The sequence below is a fragment of the Streptomyces sp. NPDC003691 genome (assembly GCF_053981115.1).
In genome coordinates this window covers 153,210-178,095 of record NZ_JBSFNQ010000002.1, presented here as the reverse complement: position 1 = coordinate 178,095, position 24,886 = coordinate 153,210, and the positions used below count along the sequence as shown (strand labels likewise).

Below are 24,886 nucleotides of genomic sequence, written 5' to 3'. Positions count from 1 at the left end.
CATGGACACCTACGGCCACTGAGCCGTCACACGACGACAGGAGGTTCGTCATGGCCCGTCACCACGCGGCTGCCGCCCACCGGCGCCGCGCCACCGGCCCTGTCCCCTCACTGACCGGGCCCGCGAGCGATGTGCACCCCGTTCCGCGGCGTGCCTCCGCCCCGCCGGCCGCTCTCGATCTGCTCGCCCAGGCCCGCGCCTGCCTGGCGGAGGCCGCCGGCCTCGACACGCCCAACGAGCGCTATGCCACCGCCCATCTGGCCGCCCTGCGGACGGCCGCCGCGGTGCTCGCCGCCCGGGGATACCCCGACGGCCCGGCCCCGGCGGCCGGCGGCACCCCACCCCGCCGCGGCCGCCGCGCGGCCATCCGCAGCGCCTGGGAGCTGCTTCCCGAGTCCGCCCCGGAGCTGTCCGAGTGGAGCGCCCACTTCGCGGCGGGCGCGGCCCGGCGGGCCCGCGCCGAAGCCGGTATCCGCGGGGCGGCCGGCCCGGAGGACGCCGAGCGCCTGCTCCATGACGTGGAGGTCTTCCTCCGCCTCGCCGAACGGCTGCTGATGCTCCAGCCGGTGCTGCCCCGGCCGAGACCGGAGCCCCCTCCTCCGGCGAGCGGGGCGGGCAACCGGGCAAGCTGATGCGCACGGCCCGGACCGGCGCCGCGCCGCGGCACCCGGCCGGGCGGATGCCGCGCCGGGCCTCCCTGCCGCCCCGCCCCGGGCCGGTACAGGGCGGGCGCGCCGCGCGGCATCCGGCTTCCCCGTCCTGGTGCCGTGTCCCCGCCGGGTCCGGCTCTTCCGTCCGGGGCCGTATCCCCGCCCCGGCGCCGTATCCCCGGCGGGGCGGAGTCGCGGGGCAAGGCCGGGCTCCCCGCGTACGGGGGTGTCGCGTCCCCGCCGGGGCGGAGGCGCGGTACCCGGCGGGCGAGGCCATAGGGTGGGGTATGTCGGCCTGCCGGACATCCAGCCCGGCGCCGCCGACCGCAGACCGCCCGCCGCCCGTCCGGACCGCCCCGCGCGACCGGACCGCCACCGTCCGAGGAGTCAACTGCCGTGCCGGACCAGGCCCCCCGTGGGGAGACCCCGACGCGCTCGCCCCGCGCCTCCCTCCGTACGTCCGTCGTGTGGGAGGTGCTGAAGGAGGCCATCGACCGCCGGGCCGAGTCCGTCGGATCACCCGTGCTCGACATCCTCGACACCGGTGGCGGCAGCGGCTCCTTCGCCGTGCCGCTGGGCCGGCTCGGCCACCGGGTCACCGTCGTCGACCCCAGCCCCAACGCCCTGTTCGCGCTGGAGCGCCGGGCCGCCGAGGCCGGGGTCGCCGATCTGGTCCAGGGCGTCCAGGGCGATGTCCACGGCCTCTTCGAGGTCGTCGCGCCCGGGGGCTACGACGCGGTCCTCTGCCACGGTGTTCTGGAGTACGTGGACGACCCGGCGGAAGGCGTGCGCAACGCGGTGGACGCACTGCGGCCGGGCGGGGCCCTGAGCCTGCTCGCCGCCGGACTCGGCGGTGCCGTGGTGGCCCGCGCGCTCGCCGGACACTTCGCCGAGGCCCACCGGGCCCTCGGCGACCCCGCGGGCCGCTGGGGCGAGAGCGACCCGGTGCCCCGCCGCTTCACCGCCGAACAGCTGTCCGAGCTGGCCCGGAACGCCGGGGCCGAACCGGGTGCCGTCCACGGGGTGCGGGTCTTCGCGGATCTGGTCCCGGGGGTGCTCGTGGACACCCAGCCGGGGGCCCTGGACTCGCTGCTCGCCCTGGAAGCCGCCGCCGCCGAGCTGCCCGCCTTCCACTCCGTGGCCACCCAGCTCCATGTGCTGGCGCGGAAGCCGGGCTGATCAGCGGCGCAACCGCAGACGGAGTACGCCGCGGACCCCCCGAACGAGTCGTTCGCACCGTATGATCGAGGGACACCGTCCGGCATGACGGATCGGAGGCCGGGGAATCAACGTCTCAGCAGCCGAGCCGCCGTGGCGGCCCGAACCAGCGATTTGACGTACTGACATAGAGGGCGGGTTTCACGGGGGCGATTCCCTGCCTATCCTGAAAGGGCCGCAAACGGTCGCCCCCGCGGCCGACGACTAGGAGGACTCCGTGCCGCTCTCGGAGCACGAGCAGCGAATGCTCGAGCAGATGGAGCGAGCGCTGTACGCCGAAGATCCCAAATTCGCGACAGCGCTTGAGGGAAGCGGGCTGCGTACGTACACCCGGCGACGGGTCTACCAGGCGACTGCCGGCTTCCTGGTGGGTATCGCGCTCCTCATGGCCGGAATGGTCGCACAGCAGATCTGGATCAGCGTGGTGGGTTTCCTCGTCATGCTGGGCTGTGCAGCCCTTGCGGTCACCGGCTGGCGCAAAGCGCCCAAGCCGGGTGAGAAGCCGACCCCGGGGGACGCGCCGGCAGGCGCGGGCGGCGGTCGTCGCCATCCCCGCAGGACCGGTCAGCGCAAGTCGATGATGAACCGCATCGAGGAGCGGTGGCAGCGCCGCCGTGACGAACAGGGCCACTGAACGCCGCCGCCCCTGAGGCGGAGCCGTCGTCCGGTGTGCCCACCGGACACCACCGCCCGGAACCGGCCTCCGGTCCTCCGGCGCGGAACGCTCTCTTCCGACCCCGTCACCCCGTGGTGACGGGGTCTTCGCATCCCGTCACCCGTCCCCGTCACCCTGCGCCCGGTGGCCCGGGAGACGACCCGTGTGTCCGCGAAGCGGGAAGCCGGGTGCCCCCGGCCTCCCCTTCCGTCCCGGCCGGGCGAGCACCCCTCCCGGCCGGGCGAGCACCCCTCCCGGCCGGGCGAGCACACCCCTCCCGGCCCGGAGGGCACCCCTCCGGGGCCGGAGAAGTACTCTCCGGCCCCGGAGACACGGCGTATCAGCCCCGGCGGCCCAGGGCCCGGCGCGGACCGGCCGGCAGGCGGTCGGCCCAGGCGCCGGTGCGGTCGCGGAGCCGTCCGGCCAGCGCCGACCGGCGGGCCGAGAGCGCCCAGAGCACCCGGACGGCGGAGCGGGGGAACAGCCTGGCCCGGATCCGCTCCCACCGGCCCGCACCCGCCGCGAGACCGGCCCGCACCCGGGCCACGTCGTCGACGAGCCCGGGCACCGGGCGGGGCTCCTGCGCGTACAGCACCTGCTCGACCGCACCGGCGACCCGGTGCACCGAATCCGCCGCCGCCCCGTCCAGCCTGCCCAGCAGCACGATCCGCACGGCCGACCGGCGGGCGGTGAGCGACTCGTCCGGGAGGATCCCGTGATCCCACGCCGTATCGGTCACCTCCCGCCAGGCCAGCAGGGCCCGCTCGGCGGTGTCCTCGCCGGTACGGCCCCGGGAACCCAGCCGCCGGGCCGTCATCCGGGTCCGCCAGAGCAGCGGCAGCAGCGGCAGCAGAAGCAGCGCCGCCACGGCGGGCACGAGCAGCAGCGGCCCCCAGGACGACGATCCGCCCGAGCCCGTGGCCGCGGCGTCCCCGGGCGCGGCGCTGGTGTCGCACTCGCCGCGCAGCCGGGCGTCCGCCGGGCAGGTGTCCTCGGCGGACGCCGTCGGCGCGGGAGCCCGAGAAGCGGTCTCCTCCGGCTGCTGGGGCGCCGAGGACTCACCGTCGGACGGCGCGTCCGGGAGGGTGTAGTCGGGGGCCGTGCCGATGCTCGGCGTCGGCTCGAAGCGGGTCCAGCCCACCCCCTCGAAGTACAGCTCGGGCCAGGCGTGGGCATTGCGGTTGCTCACCGACATAAAGCCGTCACCGCGCGCGGTGCCCGGGGTGAAGCCGACCGCGACCCGGGCCGGAATGCCCAGCGACCGCGCCATCGCCGCCATGGCGGCGGAGAAGTGGACGCAGAAGCCCTCCTTGTCCCGGAGGAAGCGGGCCATGGCCCCCGGGCCGCTGCCCGAGTTCACATCGGTGTCGTAGCGGAAGCCCCCGGTGCTGGTGAACCACTCCTGGAGCTTCACGGCGGCCTGGTAGTCGCTCTCGGCCCCCTTGGTGACCTGCCGGGCGGTGTCCGCCACGACCTTCGGGAGCGACGCGGGCAGCCGGGTGTACTCGGAGACCAGGGCGGCGGGCGGGGCCGGGGCCGTCGCCAGCTGCTGGGCCGTCGGCTGCACCAGCAGACTGCGGACCGTGTACTCCAAGCCCCGCGTGTTCTGCCCCCGGTCGCCGACGAGGGTGCGCCCCTCGGGCTCGAAGCGCCACTTCCCCCCGGCCTCCACCCAGGTCACCGGATACGGCATCGGCAGCCACTCCTGGGCGAACGACCCGGCCGCGGTGATCCGGGTCTCGACCTCCTGCGCGCGGACCGAGGAGCTGAGCCCTTCGGGCCGCGGCATCTGGCCGGGCAGGTCCTCGACATCGCGTTCGGACGTCAGCCACCGGGATCCGTCGAACCGGTCGAGGGCGACCAGCCGCAGATACAGACCGCTGGTGTCCCCGGCGTTCGTCCGGTAGCGCAGCCACTCGCGCTCGGCGGGCTGGTTCAGATTGTTCTGGAGGGACACCATCGGGTTGACCGCGTTGATCGTGCCGCCGCCCGATCCGGAGCCGTCGCCCCCGTCGAGGTCGGACAGCAGACCGCCGTCGAGCGCGGGCAGCGCCAGCGGCACCACCAGGGCGACACCCAGGGCCAGCGCCCCGATCCGGCGCCCGGTGCGCACCGGGGCCCCCGGAGTACCCCTGCCCAGGGCCCGTTCCCCCCGCACCGGGGCCGACGGGGTCCCCGCGAAGACCCGGCCCCACTGGGAGAGCCGGTCCCGGCTCTCCGCCAGCAGGAGCAGCAGATAGCCGGAGGCCGCGAGCAGGAACCACAGGGCGCTGGCGGCGCCCCCGGCCAGCCCGGCGGCCACCGAGTAGAGCGCGAGCAGCGGCAGCCCGGCGGGGGCCGCGCTGCGGAACGTCACCGCGATGGTGTCGACCATCAGCCCGATCGCCAGCACCCCGGCGACCAGCATCAGCCGGATGCCCTCGGACGCGGGCGCAGGTATCGCGTACCGCTCGATGTCCTGGCCGCCGGTGCTCAGCAGCTCTCCGAACCGGGCCAGGGTGTCCGGCCCCGGCAGCACCCCCAACAGCGCCCGGTCCCCGGCGAAGACCACGGTGAGCAGCAGCAGCCCGGTGACGGCCTGGGCCGCCACGGTCAGCGCGGCGGGCAGCGGCAGCCGCCGGGCCAGGGCGCCGGCCCCGCTCTGGACCGCCAGCAGGAAGGCGGCCTGCACCAGCCAGCCCGCGGAGTCGACCAGCGGCAGCATGGCGCTCGCCGCCATCAGTGTCGCGGCAAAGGCGCAGAGCGCGAGCCGTCCCCGGCCGCTCATCAGCGCCCCCCCGAGGTCATCGCGGGCCCGGCGGCCCCGGGTGCGGCCGGGCCGCCGAGCGCCTCGGCCCGGTCCCGGGCGGCCTGCTCCCAGAGCGCGGGCAGTGCCGCGCCGGGCGCCACCGGCACCGCAGTCCAGCCCGCCTCGCGCAGTACGCGCAGCGCCTCTCCGGATTCCCCGCTCATCGCCCCGCCCGTCGTCCATGTCTCACTGTCGAGGAGGAAGGCGACGGCGGTCGCGCCGCGCTGCCGCAGCCGCGCCACCTGAGCCGCCTCCTCCCCGTCGAGGTCGCCCAGGAAGGCGACCAGCAGCCCCTCGGTGCCGTCGCGGAGCGACTCCTGCGCGGCTTCGAAGCCCTCTCCCTCGGAGTGGTCGACGACCGCCAGCAGGTCCAGCAGCAGGCCCGCCGATTCGGCCGACTCCGCGGCCGCTCCGGAGGCCCCGCCCGTCCGGGCGGCGGAGTCCCCGGGCAGCGGACTGCCCTCGTCCGTCAGCAGCCGGACCGCGTACCCCTGGGTCAGCAGGTGCATCAGTACGGAGGCGGTTCCGGAGACCGCCCATTCGAAGGCGGCGTCCGGGCCCGCGCCCAGATAGGCGATACCGCGGGTGTCCAGCAGGACCGTGCAGCGGGCCCGCCGCGGCTGCTCCTCGCGGCGCACCATCAGCTCGCCGAAGCGCGCGGTCGAGCGCCAGTTGACCCGGCGCAGGTCGTCCCCGTGGCGGTAGGGGCGGGGAATGATGTCGTCGTCACCGGCGAGGGCGAGGGAGCGCAGCCGCCCGTCGCCCTGGCCCGCGCCGTCGCCCAGCAGCGGAACGGCCGGCAGTTCCTCGGTCCGCGGCACCACGGTGAGCAGGTCGAAGGCGCTGAACGAGCGGGTCAGCTCGCACATGCCGAACGGATCGTTCAGCCGCAGCTGGAGGGGGCCCAGGGGGTAGCGGCCGCGGAGATCGGAGCGGACCCGGTACGACACCTCGCGCCGGCCGCCCGGCTCCAGCTTGTCCAGGACGAACCGCGGCCGGGGACCCAGCACATAGGGCACATGGTCCTGGAGCATCAGCAGTCCGGTGGGCAGCTTGGACACATTGTCCATCCGCAGGTGCACCCGGGCCTCCGAACCGGCGGCCACCCGGGCGGGGGTGAGCCGACGGCTGCCCGCCACCCGGTAGCGGGTGCGGTAGAGCACGGTGGCGCAGACCAGGGGGAGGACGGCCAGCAGCAGTCCGACCCGCAGCAGGTCCTCCTGCCCGAGTACGTAGGCGCACACCCCGGCGGCGATCCCGGCGGCGACGAAGGACCGGCCGCGCGTGGTGAGCCCGGCCAGGGCGATCCGTACCGCCCCCTTGCCCCGGTCGTCCGGTGCCCGCCCCGGGCCCTCCTCGTCGCCCGCGGGCCGTACTCCGCCGGCCGCACCGGAATCCCGGGCCGGCATCACAGCCGCCGGCCGCCGGGCCGCTGGCCGTAGAGCTGCGCTCCCCGGCCGCCCGTGCCGAAGGCGGTCTCGGTGCCGTCGGCCGCCGGGACCGGGGTCCGCTGGAGGATGTCCAGCACGACCTGCTCGGCGGTCCTGCGGTTGAGCTGGGCCTGCGCGGTCGGGAGCAGCCGGTGCGACAGCACCTGCACCACCAGCGCCTGGACGTCGTCCGGCAGGGCGTAGTCCCGGCCGCTGAGCGCGGCCTCCGCCTTGGCGGCGCGCAGCAGGTGCAGGGTGGCGCGCGGGGAGGCGCCCAGCCGGAGGTCCGGATGGCTGCGGGTGGCGGCGACCAGTTCGACCGCGTACCGCTGGACGGACTGGGCGACGTGCACCTGGCGCACGGCCTCGATCAGCTTGACGATGTCATGGGCGTGGGCCACCGGCTGGAGGTCGTCCAGCGGGGACACCCCGCCGTGGATCCCCAGCATCCGCAGCTCGGCGTCCGCGCTGGGATAGCCGATGGACACCCGGGCCATGAAGCGGTCGCGCTGGGCCTCGGGCAGCGGATAGGTGCCTTCCATCTCCACCGGGTTCTGGGTGGCGACCACCATGAAGGGGCTGGGCAGTTCGTAGGTGATCCCGTCGACGGTGACCTGGCCCTCCTCCATCGACTCCAGCAGCGCCGACTGCGTCTTCGGCGAGGCCCGGTTGATCTCGTCGCCGATCACGAACTGGGCAAAGATCGCCCCCGGCTTGAACTCGAAGTCCCGCCGCTGCTGGTCGAAGACCGAGACACCGGTGATGTCGGACGGCAGCAGGTCCGGTGTGAACTGGATCCGCCGCACCGAACAGTCGAGCGACCGCGCCAGCGTCTTCGACAGCATGGTCTTGCCCACGCCCGGCACGTCCTCGATCAGCAGATGCCCCTCGGCCAGCAGGACGGTCAGCGACAGCCGTACGACCTCCGGCTTGCCCTCGATCACGCTCTCCACCGACCTGCGGACACGATCCGCGATCGCGGTCAGATCCGTGAGACCAGCTCGCTCGTCATAGGTCGTCACCCCGGCCCTCCTCGGCCCGTTCCGGCCGGGGACACACTTGGCCCGGCCCACCCCGAGGCACCGATCCCCGTTCTGTTCCCGGGGGGTGCCCGTAACGGCATTCTTGTTGCCGTCGGCGTGTCGTGTCACTCGCCTGTGGACAACCACCGGCGTTTTGTCTGATTAGCGAGTTTTTCCCGCGGTGTTCGACGCGTCACACGCACACTCCTCACACGTTGATCACCCCGGGATCGGTTCCGGGGGCGCCGCTTCCGCTCTCCGCCGCCGGCCGGGGCGGCCCCGGGAACGCCGCCGCCCCGCCGGAACGCTCCGGCGGGGCGGGTCGGGGCCGAGGGGGGGCTACTGCGCCGGTTCGATCTCCCGCAGGAGGCCGGTCTTCACATCGAAGACGAAGCCGCGGACATCGTCGGTGTGCCGCAGGAACGGCGAGGTCCGCACCCGCTGCATCGACTGGCGTACGTCCTGGTCGACGTCGCGGAACGCCTCGACCGCCCACGGCGGACGCTGTCCCACTTCGTCCTCCAGTTCGTGCCGGAAGTCCTCGGTCAGCGACTCCAGGCCGCAGCCGGTGTGGTGGATGAGGATCACGCTGCGGGTGCCCAGCGCCCGCTGGCTGATGGTCAGGGAACGGATGACGTCGTCGGTGACGACTCCGCCCGCGTTGCGGATGGTGTGGCAGTCGCCCAGTTCGAGCCCGAGCGCGGAGTGCAAGTCCAGCCGGGCGTCCATGCAGGCGACAACCGCCACCTGCAGTACGGGACGGGCGTCCATCCCGGGGTCCTTGAAGTCGGCGGCATAGCGCTGATTCGCCTCCACGAGGCGATCGGTGACCGGTCCGCCGGTACGCGTCGTGCCGGGGGAGGGGTGCGCGGAAGTCGTCATGTCGACGACGGTAACGGGCGGCGGCGCCCGGGGCGCGTCGTGAGAGTGGACAAAGAACATCAACAGCGCTTGTTGTGAGGTAACCCACAGAGGGGACCGGCGGCCCTCCGTGCGGGTGAATCAGGGGGGTGGAGGGGGGCCGCGCCACGCCGTCAACCGGTTGATTGACCGGGGTGGGCGGTGGACTAGAGTGGCGCGCAGTCCACCGGCGCGACCCGCTCCACGACGCACGTCCGGTACCGTCCGGCGGACTCCGCAGTTCCGTCCGGTACTCCTTCCGTATTTTCTGTACTTCCCCGCGTGTGCGGACTGCGCACGGCTCGGCCTTCCTGTTCAGCTCGCCGGTCGCACCAGCCCCGCGCCGGATCCTGAGAGGGCCCCTTGAGCAATACCCGACACGTCCCGGTAATGCTCCAGCGGTGCCTGGACCTGTTGGCCCCCGCCCTCGAAGCGCCCGGGGACCGGGAGGCCGTCGTCGTCGACTGCACCCTCGGCCTCGGCGGGCACAGCGAGGCGCTGCTGACCCGGTTCCCCGCCGTACGCCTGATCGCGCTGGACCGCGACCCGGAGGCCCTCCGACTGTCCGCCGAACGCCTCGCTCCGTTCGGCGACCGGGCCACGCTGGTCCACGCGGTCTACGACGAGCTGCCCGAGGTGCTCGAACGGCTCTCCGTCCCCCGGGTCCAGGGCGTCCTCTTCGACCTCGGGGTCTCCTCCATGCAGCTCGACGAGGCCGACCGCGGATTCGCCTACGCCCAGGACGCCCCGCTGGACATGCGGATGGACCAGACGACCGGGGTCTCCGCCGCCGAGGTCCTCAACACCTACGCCCCCGGCGAGCTGGTGCGGATCCTGCGGATGTACGGCGAGGAGAAGCAGGCGAAGCGGATCGTCTCCGCCGTCGTCCGGGAGCGGCAGAAGGAGCCCTTCACCACCAGCGCCAGACTGGTCCAGCTGATCCGCGACGCCCTGCCCCAGGCCGCCAAGCGCACCGGCGGGAATCCGGCCAAGCGCACCTTCCAGGCCCTGCGGATCGAGGTCAACGGCGAGCTGAGCGTGCTGGAGCGGGCCGTTCCGGCGGCCGTCGCCTCGCTCGCCGTCGGCGGCCGGATCGCCGTTCTGTCGTACCACTCCCTGGAGGACCGGCTGGTCAAGCAGGTCCTGGCGGCGGGCGCCGCCACCACGGCACCGCCGGGGCTGCCCGTCGTACCCGAGGAGTACCAGCCCCGGCTCAAGCTGCTCACCCGGGGCGCCGAGCTGCCGACGGAGGAAGAGGTGGCCGAGAACCGCCGGGCCGCTCCGGCGCGTCTGAGGGGGGCGGAGCGCATCCGTGAGGACGCGCGGTGAGTCGTACCATCCACAGTCCCGCACCGGGCGGCCGCACCGCGGACGTCCCGGGAGCCGGACCGGGCGGCGGCCGGTGCCCCCGGCGGTCCGCTGACGCGCGGGGCACGGCCGACGGGAGGACGCGGTGAGCACAGCGGGCAAACAGCTCAGAGGACGTGCCGCGAGACTCGCCGAGCTGATGCCCGCGGGGCCCAGCACCGCCGCCCGTACCCCCTTCGTCCTGCTGGTGGTCGTCCTCCTCGGCGGCGGACTGATCACCCTGCTGCTGCTGAACTCCTCCCTCAACGAGGGCTCGTTCGAACTGAGCGAGCTGAAACGCAAGACCACCGAGCTGACCGACGAGCAGCAGGCCCTCCAGCGGGACGTGGACGGCCGGTCCGCCCCCGACGCGCTGGAGCGCCGGGCCGCGGAACTGGGCATGGTCCCCGGCGGCGGACCCGCCTTCCTGGATCCGGACGGAACGGTCCGGGGCGTCCCCGGCCGGGCCTCGGCACCGCCCCCGGAACCGTCCCCCTCGGAATCCACAGAGTCCACGGCATCCACAGCATCCGCGGCCTCCGGGCCCTCCCCGGCCGGGTCCGCGTCCGGGACGGCCACCGACCCGGACGCCCCACCGGGCCCCGCCGCCGGCCCCGCCCCGCTCACCGCTCCGGCCGCGCCCGCCCCGGGCCGGTCACCGGCCGCCCCGCCCACCGCCCCGGCCGAACCGCCCGCACAACCGGCCCCGACGCCCCCCGGCAGGTGACGCAGTGCCTTCCCACCAGGAACCCCGCCCGCGCCACGGCGCGCGCGACCGGGACGCCGCACCGCCGCCCCGGGGCCGGGTCCCGGGCCCGTCCCCCCGGCCCGCGCCCCGGCGCACTGCCGGACCGCAGCGCCCCGGCGGCCCCCGCGGCCCCCGCGACGGGACGAAGCCCCTGCGCCTGGGCAGCCCCCGCCCCCGGCTCCGGCTCGTCGGCTTCGGTCTGACCCTCGTCATGCTGGCCTTCGTGGTCCGGCTCCTCCAGGTGCAGGCCGTGGACGCCGAGGCGTACGCGGCCAAGGCGGAGAAGAGCCGCTACCTCAGCGTCCGGCTCGCCGCCGAGCGCGGGGAGATCACCGACCGCGCCGGGATCGCGCTGGCCACCAGCGTCGACGCCTACGACATCACCGCCGACCCCAAGATGTTCACCCGCGAGGAGAGCAAGGTCCGGGACGCGCCCGAACAGGCCGCCGCCCTGCTCTCCCCGATCCTCGGGGTCCCCGCCCCCGACCTGGTGAAGAAGCTGCGGACGCCCAAGTCCCGCTATACCGTCCTGTCCCGCCGCCAGACCCCCCAGGTGTGGAACCAGATCAAAGACCTGAAGGGCGTCTTCGCCGAGAAGGCCCGCGCCGACAAGGTGAAGGGCGGCCCGGGCGTCAGCGTCCTCGCGGGCGTCTTCCAGGAGCCCAGCAGCCGCCGGGTCTATCCGAACGGCGAACTCGCCGCCGGGGTGCTGGGCTACGTCAACGCCGAGGGACGCGGCGGCGGCGGACTGGAGTCGATGCTGGACAAGCAGCTCGCCGGGCAGGACGGCGAGATCACCTACGCCCAGTCCGGCGGCCGCCGGGTGCCCACCGCGGGCGGCACCCGGGAGACCCCCGCCGTCCCCGGCTCCGACATCGAGCTGACCATCGACCGCGATATCCAGTGGGCCGCCCAGAAGGCCATCGCCGACCAGGTCGCGAAGTCCCGGGCCGACCGCGGCTACGTCATCGTCCAGTCCACCCGGACCGGCGAGATCCTCGCCATGGCCAACGCCCCCGGCTTCGACCCCAACGACCTGAACCGCGCCGACGCCGCCACCCTCGGCAACGCCGCGCTCCAGGACGCCTACGAACCCGGCTCCACCGCCAAGGTCGTCTCCATGGCCGCCGTCCTGGAGGAGGGCGCCGCGACCCCCGACACCCGGGTGGTGGTCCCCAACCGGCTGCACCGCGGCGACCGGCTCTTCAAGGACGACATCGACCACCCCACCTGGTACCTGACGCTCAACGGCGTCCTCGCCAAGTCCAGCAACATCGGCACCATCCTCGCCACCGGGCAGCTGGGCAAGACGCAGGCGGCCGCCAATCGGGTGCTCCACTCCTATCTGCGGAAGTTCGGCCTCGGCAGCCCCACCGGGCTGCGCTACCCCGGCGAGACCCCGGGCATCCTCGCCCCGCCCGGCGAGTGGTCCACCTCCCAGCAGTACACGATCCCCTTCGGCCAGGGCCTCTCCCTGAACGCCGTCCAGGCCGCCTCCGTCTACTCCACGGTGGCCAACGGCGGCGTCCGGATCGAACCGACCCTGGTCCGCGGCAGCAAGGGCCCCGACGGGCGGTTCACCGCCGCCCCGGCCCCGAAGAAGACCCGGGTGGTCAGCGAGCGCACCGCCACCACCCTGGCGCAGATGCTGGAATCCGTCGTCGGCGACGAGGAGGGCACCGGCACCAAGGCCCGGATCCCCGGCTACCGCGTCGCCGGCAAGACCGGCACCGCCAACCGGGTCGACCCGGAGCTGGGCCGCTACCGCGGCTACACCTCCTCCTTCGCCGGATTCGCCCCCGCCGACAAACCGCGGATCACGGTCTACTGCGCGATCCAGAACCCCACCAAGGGCAGCTACTTCGGCGGTCAGATCTGCGGCCCCATCTACCAGAAGGTCATGGCGTTCGCCCTGAAAACCCTCCGGACCCCGCCGACCGGGGCGGAGCCCGCCGGGCTGCCCGTCACGTTCGACCCGGGCGACTGACCGGAACGCACCCCCGGCGCCACCGGCCGCCGGACCCAGACCCGAGGAAATCCCAGTGCCACCAGTGACGACGATCACCCCCGACCCCGGGAACCACGGACCCGGGACGACCTCTTTTGGCCCCCCGGACACCCCGCCCGGTACGCTCACCGCCGTGCCCCACCCTGATCAGTACGGAAACCCCGCCCAGCCCTCCCCGTCCGAAGCCGCCCCGCCGACGCAGCTCGGGGCGCCCCGCCCGGACCGGACCCGCCCCACGCCCCTCGCGGAGCTGGCGGCCCTGCTGGGGGTGAGCACCCCAGGGGCCCCGCAGGGCGGAGAACCCGCCGAGGTCACCGGCATCACCCACGACTCCCGGGCGGTCCGCCCCGGTGATCTGTACGCCGCCCTGCCCGGTGCCCGCGTCCACGGCGCCGACTTCGCCGGACAGGCCGCCGGACTGGGCGCCGTCGCGGTCCTCACCGACCCGGCGGGCGCCGCCCGCGCCGCGGCCGCCGGACTGCCCGCCCTCGTGGTGGACGACCCCCGCTCCCGGATGGGCGACCTGGCCGCCACGGTCTACGGCAACCCGGGCGAGACCCTCCTCCGGATCGGCGTCACCGGCACCTCCGGCAAGACCACCTCGGTGTATCTCGTCGAGGGCGGCCTGCGGGCCGCCGGGCGCACCGCCGGACTCATCGGGACGGTCGAGACCCGGATCGGCGGCGAGAGCGTCAAATCCGAGCGCACCACACCCGAGGCCACCGACCTCCAGGCCCTGTTCGCCGTGATGCGCGAACGCGGCGTCGACGCGGTCGCCATGGAGGTCTCCAGCCACGCCCTGGTCCTCGGCCGGGTCGACGGCTGCGTCTTCGACGTCGCCGTCTTCAACAACCTCAGCCCGGAGCACATGGAGTTCCACTCCGACATGGAGGACTACTACCGGGCGAAGGCGGCGCTGTTCACCCCCGCCCGCAGCCGCCGGGCCGTGGTCAACCTCGACGACCGGTGGGGCCGCAGGCTGGCCGCGGAGGCGACCGTACCGGTCACCACCTTCTCCGCCGAGGGCGATCCGGACGCCGACTGGCGAGCCGAGGACGTCGAACTCGGCGCCGTACGCTCCACCTTCACCGTCGTCGCCCCGGACGGCCGCCGGATCACCGCCGCCGCCCCGCTGCCGGGCGCCTTCAACGTCGCCAACAGCCTCGCCGCCGTGGTCACCCTCGCCACCGCCGGGATCGACCCGCAGACGGCCGCCGACGGCGTCGCCGCGGTCCCCGGTGTCCCCGGCCGCCTGGAGCGCGTGGACGAGGGCCAGCCGTACCTCGCCGTCGTCGACTACGCGCACAAGACGGACGCCGTCGAATCGGTGCTCCGCTCCCTGCGCAAGGTCACCAAGGGCAGGCTCCATATCGTCCTCGGCTGCGGCGGCGACCGCGACACCACCAAACGCGCCCCGATGGGCGCCGCCGCCGCCCGCTACGCCGACACCGCCGTACTCACCTCGGACAACCCGCGCTCCGAGGACCCGCTGGCCATCCTGGCCACCATGCTCACCGGGGCCGCCTCGGTCCCGGCCCACGAGCGGGGCCAGGTCCTCGTGGAGGCCGACCGGGCCGCGGCCATCGCCGCCGCGGTCGCCCGCGCCGAGCCCGGCGACACCGTACTGGTCGCCGGCAAGGGCCACGAACAGGGCCAGGACACCGCCGGGGTCGTCCGCCCCTTCGACGACCGGGTGGTGCTGCGCGACGCGATTCGCGCCGGTTCCGCCGCAGCGCACGAGACCCCCCGGGGATGACCCAGTGATCACCCTCTCCCTCAGCGAGATCGCCGCAGTCGTCGGCGGGCAGCCGTACGACATACCGGATCCGGAGGCCACGGTCGCCGGGCCGGTCGTGATCGACTCACGGGCCGTCGTCCCCGGCGCCCTGTTCGCCGCCTTCGCGGGCGCCACCACGGACGGCCACGACCATGCCGCCCGGGCCGTCGAGGACGGCGCCGTCGCCGTCCTCGCGACCCGGCCCGTCGGCGTACCCGCGATCGTGGTGCCCGATGTCACCGCCGCCCTGGGCGCCCTCGCCCGCCATGTCGTCGAACGCCTGGGCACCACCACCGTCGCCCTCACCGGCTCGGTCGGCAAGACCGGCACCAAGGACCTGATCGCCCAACTGCTCTCCCGCAAGGGCCCCACGGTCTACCCGGAGGGCAACCTCAACAACGAGATCGGCCTGCCGCTCACCGCGCTCCGCGCCGACACCGGCACCGAGCACCTCGTCCTGGAGATGGGCGCCCGGTACGTCGGCGACATCCGCTACCTCACCGAACTGGTGCCGCCGCGGATCTCCGCCGTCCTCAACGTCGGAACCGCCCATATCGGCGAGTTCGGCGGCCGGGAGAAGATCGCTGAGGCCAAGGGCGAGATCGTCGAGGCGCTGCCCGCCGACGGAACCGCGGTCCTCAACGCCGACGACCCCCTCGTCCGCGCCATGGCCGGCCGCACCCGGGCCCGCGTCGTGCTCTTCGGCGAGTCCCCGGATGCCGCCGTCCGTGCCGAAAATGTCCGGCTCACCCGGCAAGGTCGGCCCGCCTTCACGCTTCACACCCCCACCGGGTGCGGCGAAGTGACCATGCGGCTGTACGGTGAGCACCACGTGTCGAACGCGCTCGCCGCGGCCGCCGTCGCCCATGAGCTGGGCATGCCCGTCGAGGAGATCGCCAGCGCGCTCTCCGAGGCTGGCTCCCTCTCCCGCTGGCGCATGGAGGTCACCGAGCGACCGGACGGCGTGACGATCGTCAACGACGCCTACAACGCGAACCCCGAATCCATGCGGGCGGCGCTGCGCGCCCTGGCCGCCATGGGACAGGACGCACAGACCCGGGGGGGACGTACGTGGGCGGTGCTCGGTCTCATGGCGGAGCTCGGTGACGAGGCGCTCGCCGAGCACGACGCCGTCGGACGGCTCGCCGTCCGGCTCAACGTCAGCAAGCTCGTCGCAGTCGGGGGCAGGGAAGCGTCCTGGCTGCAACTGGGCGCATATAACGAGGGTTCGTGGGGTGAGGAGTCGGTGCACGTGTCCGACGCACAGGCGGCGGCCGACCTGTTGCGCAGTGAGCTGCGCCCAGGAGACGTCGTGCTGGTGAAGGCGTCCAGATCGGCCGGTCTGGAACGGCTCGCGCAGACGCTGATCGATGACGCGGCGGCAGCCGCGGACGGGCGGGGTGCCGGTCGATGAGGCAGATCCTCTTCGCGGGGGCCATCGGCCTCTTCCTGACACTCGTCGGTACGCCGCTGCTGATCAAACTGCTGGCCCGCAAGGGCTACGGGCAGTTCATCCGGGACGACGGGCCGCGTACCCACGGCAGCAAGAAGGGGACGCCCACCATGGGCGGTATCTCCTTCATCCTGGCCACGCTGATCGCGTACGCGCTCGCCAAGGTCCTCACCGGCGGTGAGGTCACCTACTCGGGTGTGCTGGTCCTCTTCCTGATGGCCGGTATGGGACTCGTCGGCTTCCTCGACGACTACATCAAGATCGTCAAGCAGCGGTCGCTGGGTCTGCGGGCCAAGGCGAAGATGGCCGGACAGCTCATCGTGGGCATCACCTTCGCGGTGCTGGCGCTCCAGTTCAAGGACGCCCGCGGCCACACCCCGGCCTCGGAGAAACTCTCCTTCATCACGGACTTCGGCTGGGCCATGGGCCCGGTGCTGTTCGTGGTCTGGGCGCTGTTCATGATCCTCGCCATGTCCAACGGCGTGAATCTGACGGACGGTCTGGACGGTCTGGCCACCGGCGCCTCGGTGATGGTCTTCGGTGCCTACACCTTCATCGGCCTCTGGCAGTTCCAGGAGTCGTGCGCCAACGCGACCACCCTCACCAACCCGGACGCCTGTTTCGAGGTCCGGGACCCGCTCGACCTCGCCGTGGTCGCCGCCGCCCTGATGGGCTCCTGCTTCGGCTTCCTGTGGTGGAACACCTCGCCCGCCAAGATCTTCATGGGCGACACCGGCTCCCTCGCCCTCGGCGGCGCCCTCGCCGGTCTGGCGATCTGCTCCCGCACCGAACTGCTGCTCGCCATCCTCGGCGGCCTCTTCGTGCTGATCACCATGTCCGTGGTGATCCAGGTCGGCTCCTTCAAGCTCACCGGGAAGCGCGTCTTCCGCATGGCCCCCCTGCAACACCACTTCGAACTCAAGGGGTGGTCCGAAGTCCTTGTGGTGGTCCGGTTCTGGATCATCCAGGGCATGTGCGTGATCGTCGGTCTCGGACTCTTCTACGCGGGCTGGGCGGCGGACAAGTGAGTACGCGTGAGGACCTCGCCGGCAAGCGGGTCACGGTCGCCGGTCTCGGAGTCTCCGGGATCCCGGCGGCCCGGGTACTGCACGGCCTCGGGGCGCTCGTCACCGTCGTCAACGACGGCGCCGACGAGCGCGCCCGGGAGCAGGCCGCCGCCCTGGAGGCCGACGGCATCACCGTGCGGCTCGGCGACGGCGACACCCTCCCCGAGGGCACCGAACTGATCGTCACCGCCCCCGGCTGGCGCCCCGACAAGCCGCTGTTCGCCGCGGCCGCCGCGGCGGGCACCGAGATCTGGGGCGATGTCGAGCTGGCCTGGCGGCTGCGGGGCCCGGACTCGGCCCCCTGGCTCGCCGTCACCGGCACCAACGGCAAGACCACCACGGTCCGGATGCTCGCCGCTATCCTGGAGGCGGCCGGACTGCGGACGGCCGCCGTCGGCAATATCGGCGTCTCCCTGCTGGACGCGGTCCTCGCCGACGAACCGTACGACGTGCTCGCCGTCGAACTCTCCAGCTACCAGCTGCACTGGGCGCCCTCGCTGCGCGCCCACTCGGCCGCCGTGCTCAATCTGGCGCCCGACCATCTCGACTGGCACGGCTCCATGAAGGAGTACGCCGCCGACAAGGGCCGGATCTACGAGGGCAACACCGTCGCCTGCGTCTACAACGCGGCCGACCCGGCGACCGAGGACCTGGTCCGCGAGGCCGATGTGGCCGAGGGCTGCCGGGCGATCGGCTTCACCCTCGGCACCCCCGGCCCCTCCCAGCTCGGCGTCGTCGACGGCATCCTGGTCGACCGGGCCTTCGTCGCGAACCGGCAGCAGCAGGCCCAGGAGCTGGCCGAGGTCGCCGATATCGACCCGCCCGCCCCGCACAACATCGCCAACGCCCTCGCGGCGGCCGCCCTGGCCCGTGCCTACGGCGTCCCCGCGAGCGCGGTCCGCGACGGACTGCGGGCCTTCCGGCCCGACCCGCACCGCATCGAGAAGGTCGCCGACGTCGGCGGCGTCGCCTACATCGACGACTCCAAGGCCACCAACACCCATGCGACCGAGGCCTCCCTGGCGGCCTACGACCCGATCGTGTGGATCGCCGGGGGCCTCGCCAAGGGCGCCACCTTCGACGACCTGGTGGCCAAGGCCGCCGGCCGGCTCCGCGGCGCCGTGCTGATCGGCGCCGACCGGGCGCTGATCGCCGAAGCCCTGGCGCGACACGCCCCCGATGTCCCGGTCGTGGACCTCGACCGGACCGACACTGGGGCGATGGCGGCGGCGGTCCGTGAGGCGGCCCGGCTCGCCCGGCCGGGGGACACCGTCCTGCTGGCCCCGGCCTGCGCCTCGATGGACATGTTCGTCAATTACAACAAGCGGGGCGAGGCCTTCGCGGAAGCCGTCCGCACCCTCGCCGCCGAGCGCGCCTGACCGGCCCGACCAGTGTGCCCGCCGGTGCGCCCCGGACCTCCGGGGCGCACCGGCGGCGCACCGGGCCCGACTGGAGGGGACAGCGCCGATGCGCATGCCGGACACGACGAAGCTGCGCGGGTACACGCCCGCGGCCGCCCTCGCCGCGGGCCGCGCGCTGCGCGGCCCCGCCCGGAGCGACCGGGGAACCGGCCGGCCGGCCGGCGGCTCCGGGGTACCGAGAGCGGGCGCCGGACGTACCGCCGGCTCGTCCCGGCCGCCCGGCGGACGGGGTCCCCGGCAGTGGTACGAGCGGGCCCGCCGGGCCTGGGACCGGCCGCTGACCGCGTACTACGTGATCCTCGGCAGCAGTCTGCTGATCACCGTTCTCGGACTGGTGATGGTCTACTCCGCCTCGATGATCAAAGCGCTGGAACTCTCGCTCTCCAGCTCGTTCTTCTTCCGCAAGCAGTTCCTGGCGGCGCTGATCGGCACCGGACTGCTGCTGTTCGCCTCCCGGCTGCCGGTGAAGCTGCTGCGGGCCCTGACCTATCCGCTGCTGATGGTGACCGTCTTCCTGATGGTCCTGGTGCAGATCCCCGGGATAGGGGTGACGGTCGGCGGCAACCAGAACTGGCTGGCGCTCGGCGGCTCCTTCCAGCTCCAGCCCAGTGAGTTCGGCAAGCTCGCGCTGATCCTCTGGGGCGCCGATCTGCTGGCCCGCAAGCACGAGCGGCGGCTGCTGGCCCAGTGGAAGCACCTGCTGGTGCCGCTGGTGCCGGTCGCCTTTCTGCTGCTGGGCCTGATCATGCTCGGCGGGGACATGGGCACGGCGATCATCCTCGCCGCGATCCTCTTCGGCCTGCTCTGGCTGGCGGGCGCCCCGACCCGGCTGTTCGCCGGAGTCCTCGGCGTCTCGGCGCTGGTCGGCTTCATGCTGATCAAAACCAGCGAGAACCGGATGGCCCGGCTGGAGTGCATCGGTGCCATCGACCTCGGACCCCAGGGACAGTGCTGGCAGGCCGTCCACGGGATCTACGCCCTCGCCTCGGGCGGATGGTTCGGTTCCGGCCTCGGGGCCAGTGTGGAAAAATGGGGACAACTGCCGGAAGCGCATACCGATTTCATCTTCGCCATCGCCGGTGAGGAGCTGGGTCTGGCAGGGACACTGTCGGTGCTCGCCCTGTTCGCGGCTCTAGGCTATGCGGGTATCCGCGTGGCCGGACGCACGGAGGACCCCTTCGTGAGATTCGCCGCGGGAGGCGTGACCACCTGGATCACGGTCCAGGCCGTGGTGAACATCGGTGCGGTGCTCGGACTGCTGCCGATCGCCGGGGTTCCGCTCCCGCTGTTCTCGTACGGAGGGTCGGCCCTGCTGCCGACCATGTTCGCGATCGGGCTGCTGATCGCCTTCGCACGGGCGGAGCCCGCCGCGAAGGCCGCCCTGGCGGTACGTACGCCAGGCGTGAGATGGAAGACGATGAGACGGCGCGTCACCAGGCGTCCGTCCGGAGAGCGGTGAATTTCGGTGCATGTCGTACTCGCCGGTGGGGGGACCGCCGGCCACATCGAGCCCGCGCTCGCCCTCGCGGACGCCCTGCGGAGGCAGGACCCCACCGTGGGCATCACGGCACTGGGCACGGAGCGCGGTCTGGAGACCAGGCTCGTCCCGGAGCGCGGCTACGAGCTGGCCCTGATCCCCGCCGTACCGCTGCCCCGGAAGCCGACCCCGGAACTGATCACCGTCCCCGGCCGGCTCCGCGGCACCATCAAGGCCGCCGAGCAGATCCTGGAGCGGACGAAGGCCGACTGCGTCGTGGGCTTCGGCGGCTATGTCGCCCTGCCCGGCTATCTCGCCGCCAAACGGCGCGGGGTGCCCATCGTGGTCCACGAGGCCAACGCCCGGCCCGGCCTCGCCAACAAGATCGGTTCGCGGTACGCGGCCGGGGTCGCCGTCGCCACCCCGGACAGCAAGCTCCGCAACTCCCGCTACATCGGCATTCCGCTCCGGCACTCCATCGCCACCCTCGACCGCGCCCGGATGCGCCCCGAGGCGCGCGCCGCCTTCCATCTGGACCCGCAGCTCCCCACCCTGCTGGTCTCCGGGGGCTCGCAGGGCGCACGCCGGCTCAACGAGGTGGTGGAGCAGGTCGCCCCGGTGCTCCAGCGCTCCGGTATCCAGATCCTGCACGCCGTCGGTCCCAAGAACGAACTGCCGCGCGCCGAGAACATGCCCGGAATGCCGCCGTACATCCCGGTACCGTACGTGGACCGGATGGACCTCGCCTACGCCGCGGCCGACATGATGCTCTGCCGCGCGGGCGCGATGACCGTCGCCGAACTCTCCGCCGTCGGGCTGCCCGCCGCCTATGTCCCGCTGCCGATCGGCAACGGCGAACAGCGGCTGAACGCCCAGCCCGTGGTGAAGGCCGGCGGCGGACTGCTGGTCGACGACGCGGAACTGACCCCCGAGTGGGTGCAGAACAACGTCCTTCCGGTGCTGGCCGATCCGCACCGGCTCTACGAGATGTCCAGGGCCGCCGCGGAGTTCGGCCGCAGGGACGCCGACGACCTCCTCGTCGGCATGGTGTACGAGGCGATCGCGGCCCGCCGCTGAGCATGGGCCCGCCGGGCCCGGGCCGCGCCCGGGCCCCAGCCGGAAGGAGACCGGGAGCGTGGCCGGACCGAGTACCGCCGAACGCGGGGTGCGCAACCCCGCCCCGGGGGCGTCCGCCCCGCCGCCCCGCCGGGCGGCCCGGATCCCCGGCGGCCCGCGGACCCTGCTGATCGCCCTGGCGGCGCTGGCGCTGACCGCGGGGATCCTCTGGGCGCTCTACGGATCCTCCTGGTTCCGGGTCCGCGAGGTGACGGCGAGCGGCACCCGGGTCCTGACGCCGCAGCAGGTCGTGGACGCCGCCGAGGTGACGATGGGCGAACCCCTGGTCTCCGTCGGCACCGGAGAGGTCGAGGAGCGGCTGCGGAAGGCGCTGCCCCGGATCGGTTCGGTCGAGGTCTCCCGCTCCTGGCCCGGCGGGATCACCCTGGAGGTCACCGAGCGGCGGCCGGTCCTGGTCCTGGAGCAGGGCGGCCGGTTCACCGAAGTCGACGAGGACGGCGTCCGGTTCGCCACCGTCGACCGGGCACCCGGCGCCGTACCGAGGCTTCGGCTGGAGACCACCGTCTCGCCCGGTGCCCGCCGGTTCGGCACCGACCGGCTCGTCACCGAGGCGGTCCGGGTCCGCGGGGAGCTCCCCCGGAGGGCGGCGGCCGACCTCCGTGCCCTGGTGGTCCGTTCGTACGACGACATGACCGCAGAGCTGGCCGGTGGCCGGACCGTCGTCTGGGGCAGCCCCGAAGAGGGTGAACAGAAGGCCCGGGCACTGAGCGCTCTGATGAAGGCCGAACCGGAGGCACGGCGGTACGACGTCAGCGCCCCCACCGCCCCCGCGGCAGCCGGGAGTTGACGCACACATGCCCACCCCCCGCCCCCTGGGTGGTGCGCGCAACGGCTGATCACATAGGGTGAAAAGAAAAACGGGTGGTTCGGCGTGTTCGTTGAACGCGCGCCACGTGTCGACTTAGTGTCCTGTTCGGAAGAGTCCGGCGAACGGACATACTGGTAACCCTAAACTTCAGCGTTAGGGTTCGGGTCGGCGCTTCGGACCGTCCCATCGGCATCCGTCGCCGAGGTGCGCGAACCGCACCGCGGCAACACCTGTATTTCGAGGCGAGAGGCCTTCGACGTGGCAGCACCGCAGAACTACCTCGCAGTCATCAAGGTCATCGGTGTCGGCGGCGGTGGTGTCAATGCCATCAACCGAATGATCGAGGTCGGCCTCAAGGGCGTCGAGTTCATCGCGATCAACACCGATGCCCAGGCGCTGTTGATGAGCGACGCCGACGTCAAGCTGGACGTCGGCCGTGAACTCACCCGCGGGCTCGGCGCCGGCGCCAACCCGGCCGTCGGCCGCAAGGCCGCCGAGGACCACCGCGAGGAGATCGAGGAGGTCCTCAAGGGGGCCGACATGGTCTTCGTCACCGCCGGCGAGGGCGGCGGCACCGGCACCGGCGGCGCGCCCGTCGTCGCCAACATCGCCCGCTCGCTGGGCGCCCTGACGATCGGTGTGGTCACCCGCCCCTTCACCTTCGAGGGCCGCCGCCGGGCCAACCAGGCCGAGGACGGCATCGCGGAGCTCCGCGAAGAGGTCGACACCCTCATCGTCATCCCCAACGACCGGCTGCTGTCCATCTCGGACCGCCAGGTCAGCGTGCTGGACGCGTTCAAGTCCGCGGACCAGGTGCTGCTCTCCGGCGTCCAGGGGATCACCGACCTGATCACCACGCCCGGCCTGATCAACCTCGACTTCGCCGACGTCAAGTCCGTGATGTCCGAGGCCGGATCGGCGCTGATGGGCATCGGCTCCGCCCGCGGCGACGACCGCGCGGTGGCCGCCGCCGAGATGGCCATCTCCTCGCCGCTGCTGGAAGCCTCCATCGACGGCGCCCGCGGTGTGCTGCTCTCCATCTCCGGCGGCTCCGACCTGGGTCTCTTCGAGATCAACGAGGCCGCGCAGCTGGTCAGCGAGGCCGCCCACCCCGAGGCGAACATCATCTTCGGCGCGGTCATCGACGATGCGCTGGGCGACGAGGTCCGGGTCACCGTGATCGCCGCCGGCTTCGACGGCGGCCAGCCGCCCGCCCGCCGGGACACCGTCCTCGGCTCCTCCTCGGCCAAGCGCGAGGAGCCGGCCCCGGTCTCCCGCCCCGCCGAGACCTCCCGGCCGTCCGGGCTCGGGACCGTGCCGGTGCGCGAGGAGCCCCCGGCCGCCGCGCCGGCCCCGGTGGCCGAGCCCGTCGGACAGGCCCCGCAGGTGCCGTCGACCCGTTCCTACACCGACACGTCCGCCGAAGAGCTGGACGTGCCGGACTTCCTGAAGTGACCGTGCGGCACGGCGCGATACACGAGAACGGCGCGCACTTCGCCTTCACCGACCGGTGGGGCGGGGTGAGCGCCGTTCCGTACGAGAAGCTGAATCTCGGCGGCGCGGTCGGCGACGACCCCGAAGCCGTACGGGCCAACCGGGCGATCGCCGCGAAGGAACTGGGCCTCGACCCCGGGCTGGTGGTCTGGATGAACCAGGTCCACGGCCGGGATGTCGCCGTGGTCGACGGACCCTGGGCGGACGGGGAGATTCCGGCGGTGGACGCGGTGGTGACCGCCCGCCGCGGACTCGCCCTCGCCGTACTGACCGCCGACTGCGTCCCGGTCCTGCTGGCCGATCCGGTCGCCGGAGTCGTCGGCGCGGCGCACGCGGGCCGCCCCGGAATGGTGGCCGGAGTGATTCCCGCCGCGGTCGAGGCGATGGTCTCCCTCGGCGCCCGGCCCGAGCGGATCACCGCCCGTACCGGACCCTCGGTCTGCGGCGGCTGCTACGAGGTCCCCGAAGAGATGCGGGCCGGGGTCGCCGTAGCCGAACCCGCCGCGTACGCCACCACCCGCCGGGGCACTCCGGCCGTCGACGTGGCCGCCGGGGTCCATGCCCAGCTGGCCCGGCTCGGCATCACGGACCGTCAGGACGCCGGGGTCTGCACCCTGGAGTCCCCGGACCACTTTTCGTACCGGCGGGACCGTACCACCGGCCGACTCGCCGGATATGTCTGGATCGAACGGCCGGACGGGCCCGGGAGGGAAGGAACATGACGGAGCGCCGGACCGAACTGGCCGACAATCTGGCCGCGGTGGAGGAACGTATCGCCGCTGCCTGCGCGGTTACCGGACGCAAGCGGGAAGAGGTGACGCTGATCGTCGTCACCAAGACGTACCCCGCAAGCGATGTACGGATTCTGCATGAACTGGGCGTACGCCATGTGGCGGAGAACCGCGACCAGGACGCCGCGCCGAAGGCCGCGGAGTGCGCCGATCTCGATCTCACCTGGCACTTCGTCGGGCAGTTGCAGACCAATAAGGTGCGTTCCGTCGCGCAATATGCCGATTTCGTGCAGTCCATCGACCGGGTAAGACTTGTCACAGCGCTGTCCGGGGCGGCGGAACGGGCCGGCCGCGAGTTGGGCTGTCTGATCCAGGTCGCGCTGGACGCCGGCGAGGGGGCCGCCCGCGGTGAGCGCGGGGGCGTCGCACCCGGCGGGATCGAGGAGTTGGCGGCCGCGGTGGCGGCCGCCCCGGGGCTCCGGCTCGGCGGGCTGATGACCGTGGCGCCGCTGGCCGGGCCCTATGCCGGGCGGCCGCGGGCGGCCTTCGACCGGCTGGGGGAATTCTCATCGGACCTGCGCGCCGGGCATCCTGCTGCGAACATGGTGTCCGCCGGGATGAGCACGGACCTCGAAGAGGCCGTGGCCGCCGGGGCGACACATGTACGCGTCGGCACCGCGGTGCTCGGAGTCCGTCCCCGGCTCGGGTAACGTCGCGAAGCAAGTCGGACCACAGCAGAAAATATGGTCATTCCC

At 73.3% G+C, this 24,886-nt stretch carries 20 protein-coding genes; 16 read left to right on the top strand and 4 right to left on the bottom strand.

Annotated elements, in window-relative coordinates; genetic code table 11:
• The first annotated feature begins 50 nt into the window (after positions 1-50).
• The 3 genes from ACWDR0_RS01870 to ACWDR0_RS01860 all read left to right on the top strand — a co-directional run bounded on the left by ACWDR0_RS01870 (position 51) and on the right by ACWDR0_RS01860 (position 2,502).
• Positions 51-632 (top strand): SAV_6107 family HEPN domain-containing protein, encoded by a 582-nt coding sequence (locus tag ACWDR0_RS01870; protein WP_456349608.1) that lies wholly within the window; start codon positions 51-53, stop codon positions 630-632.
• 414 nt (positions 633-1,046) lie between these two features.
• Positions 1,047-1,829 carry a class I SAM-dependent methyltransferase gene (locus ACWDR0_RS01865; protein WP_456349607.1) on the top strand — a complete coding sequence of 261 codons (783 nt, stop codon included), beginning with the start codon at positions 1,047-1,049 and terminating at the stop codon, positions 1,827-1,829.
• A gap of 256 nt (positions 1,830-2,085) precedes the next feature.
• Positions 2,086-2,502, top strand: coding sequence for a DUF3040 domain-containing protein (locus ACWDR0_RS01860; RefSeq protein WP_456349606.1), 417 nt, complete (start codon positions 2,086-2,088; stop codon positions 2,500-2,502).
• 361 nt (positions 2,503-2,863) lie between these two features.
• Here the strand turns inward: ACWDR0_RS01860 and ACWDR0_RS01855 are convergent, their stop codons facing one another.
• The 4 genes from ACWDR0_RS01855 to ACWDR0_RS01840 form a co-directional block, all read right to left on the bottom strand.
• Positions 2,864-5,290, bottom strand: coding sequence for a transglutaminase family protein (locus ACWDR0_RS01855; RefSeq protein ID WP_456349605.1), 2,427 nt, complete (start codon positions 5,288-5,290; stop codon positions 2,864-2,866).
• Positions 5,290-6,720, bottom strand: coding sequence for a DUF58 domain-containing protein (locus tag ACWDR0_RS01850; protein WP_456349604.1), 1,431 nt, complete (start codon positions 6,718-6,720; stop codon positions 5,290-5,292). Before ACWDR0_RS01850 ends, ACWDR0_RS01855 begins: the two co-directional genes overlap by 1 nt.
• Positions 6,720-7,763 (bottom strand): AAA family ATPase, encoded by a 1,044-nt coding sequence (locus ACWDR0_RS01845; RefSeq protein ID WP_456349603.1) that lies wholly within the window; start codon positions 7,761-7,763, stop codon positions 6,720-6,722. Before ACWDR0_RS01845 ends, ACWDR0_RS01850 begins: the two co-directional genes overlap by 1 nt.
• Positions 7,764-8,102: 339 nt before the next feature.
• The gene (locus tag ACWDR0_RS01840; RefSeq protein WP_456349602.1) at positions 8,103-8,645 is read right to left on the bottom strand and encodes a beta-class carbonic anhydrase; all 543 of its coding nucleotides are present in this window, start codon (positions 8,643-8,645) and stop codon (positions 8,103-8,105) included.
• 381 nt (positions 8,646-9,026) lie between these two features.
• On the opposite strand from ACWDR0_RS01840, the gene rsmH reads away from it, so the two are divergent.
• From rsmH to ACWDR0_RS01775, 13 genes are all read left to right on the top strand, one after another.
• Entirely contained in the window at positions 9,027-9,992 is a 966-nt protein-coding gene (gene rsmH, locus ACWDR0_RS01835) for a 16S rRNA (cytosine(1402)-N(4))-methyltransferase RsmH (RefSeq protein ID WP_456349601.1), read from the top strand.
• Between the two features lie 124 nt (positions 9,993-10,116).
• Positions 10,117-10,737 carry an FtsB family cell division protein gene (locus tag ACWDR0_RS01830; RefSeq protein WP_456349600.1) on the top strand — a complete coding sequence of 207 codons (621 nt, stop codon included), beginning with the start codon at positions 10,117-10,119 and terminating at the stop codon, positions 10,735-10,737.
• A 232-nt stretch (positions 10,738-10,969) separates the two neighbouring features.
• Positions 10,970-12,745 carry a peptidoglycan D,D-transpeptidase FtsI family protein gene (locus ACWDR0_RS01825; RefSeq protein WP_456349672.1) on the top strand — a complete coding sequence of 592 codons (1,776 nt, stop codon included), beginning with the start codon at positions 10,970-10,972 and terminating at the stop codon, positions 12,743-12,745.
• A gap of 64 nt (positions 12,746-12,809) precedes the next feature.
• On the top strand, positions 12,810-14,522 hold the full coding sequence (locus tag ACWDR0_RS01820; RefSeq protein ID WP_456349671.1) for a UDP-N-acetylmuramoyl-L-alanyl-D-glutamate--2,6-diaminopimelate ligase: 1,713 nt from the start codon (positions 12,810-12,812) through the stop codon (positions 14,520-14,522).
• A gap of 4 nt (positions 14,523-14,526) precedes the next feature.
• A complete protein-coding gene (locus ACWDR0_RS01815; protein WP_456349599.1) occupies positions 14,527-15,957 on the top strand; it encodes a UDP-N-acetylmuramoyl-tripeptide--D-alanyl-D-alanine ligase in 1,431 nt (476 codons plus the stop codon).
• Positions 15,954-17,024 carry a phospho-N-acetylmuramoyl-pentapeptide-transferase gene (gene mraY / locus ACWDR0_RS01810; RefSeq protein WP_456349598.1) on the top strand — a complete coding sequence of 357 codons (1,071 nt, stop codon included), beginning with the start codon at positions 15,954-15,956 and terminating at the stop codon, positions 17,022-17,024. The genes ACWDR0_RS01815 and mraY overlap by 4 nt, the downstream gene beginning before the upstream one ends.
• Positions 17,021-18,442: a UDP-N-acetylmuramoyl-L-alanine--D-glutamate ligase gene (gene murD / locus ACWDR0_RS01805; protein ID WP_456349597.1), complete on the top strand. Its 1,422-nt coding sequence runs from the start codon at positions 17,021-17,023 to the stop codon at positions 18,440-18,442. Before mraY ends, murD begins: the two co-directional genes overlap by 4 nt.
• Before the next feature lie 94 nt (positions 18,443-18,536).
• Complete coding sequence (gene ftsW / locus ACWDR0_RS01800; protein WP_456349670.1) at positions 18,537-19,943, top strand: putative lipid II flippase FtsW; 1,407 nt, start codon at positions 18,537-18,539, stop codon at positions 19,941-19,943.
• A 6-nt stretch (positions 19,944-19,949) separates the two neighbouring features.
• Complete coding sequence (gene murG / locus ACWDR0_RS01795; RefSeq protein ID WP_456349596.1) at positions 19,950-21,038, top strand: undecaprenyldiphospho-muramoylpentapeptide beta-N-acetylglucosaminyltransferase; 1,089 nt, start codon at positions 19,950-19,952, stop codon at positions 21,036-21,038.
• A gap of 58 nt (positions 21,039-21,096) precedes the next feature.
• Positions 21,097-21,885 carry a cell division protein FtsQ/DivIB gene (locus ACWDR0_RS01790; RefSeq protein WP_456349595.1) on the top strand — a complete coding sequence of 263 codons (789 nt, stop codon included), beginning with the start codon at positions 21,097-21,099 and terminating at the stop codon, positions 21,883-21,885.
• 279 nt (positions 21,886-22,164) lie between these two features.
• Positions 22,165-23,361 (top strand): cell division protein FtsZ, encoded by a 1,197-nt coding sequence (gene ftsZ, locus ACWDR0_RS01785; RefSeq protein WP_456349594.1) that lies wholly within the window; start codon positions 22,165-22,167, stop codon positions 23,359-23,361.
• Complete coding sequence (pgeF, locus tag ACWDR0_RS01780; protein WP_456349593.1) at positions 23,358-24,122, top strand: peptidoglycan editing factor PgeF; 765 nt, start codon at positions 23,358-23,360, stop codon at positions 24,120-24,122. Before ftsZ ends, pgeF begins: the two co-directional genes overlap by 4 nt.
• The gene (locus ACWDR0_RS01775) at positions 24,119-24,841 is read left to right on the top strand and encodes a YggS family pyridoxal phosphate-dependent enzyme (RefSeq protein ID WP_456349592.1); all 723 of its coding nucleotides are present in this window, start codon (positions 24,119-24,121) and stop codon (positions 24,839-24,841) included. Before pgeF ends, ACWDR0_RS01775 begins: the two co-directional genes overlap by 4 nt.
• Positions 24,842-24,886: the final 45 nt, after the last annotated feature.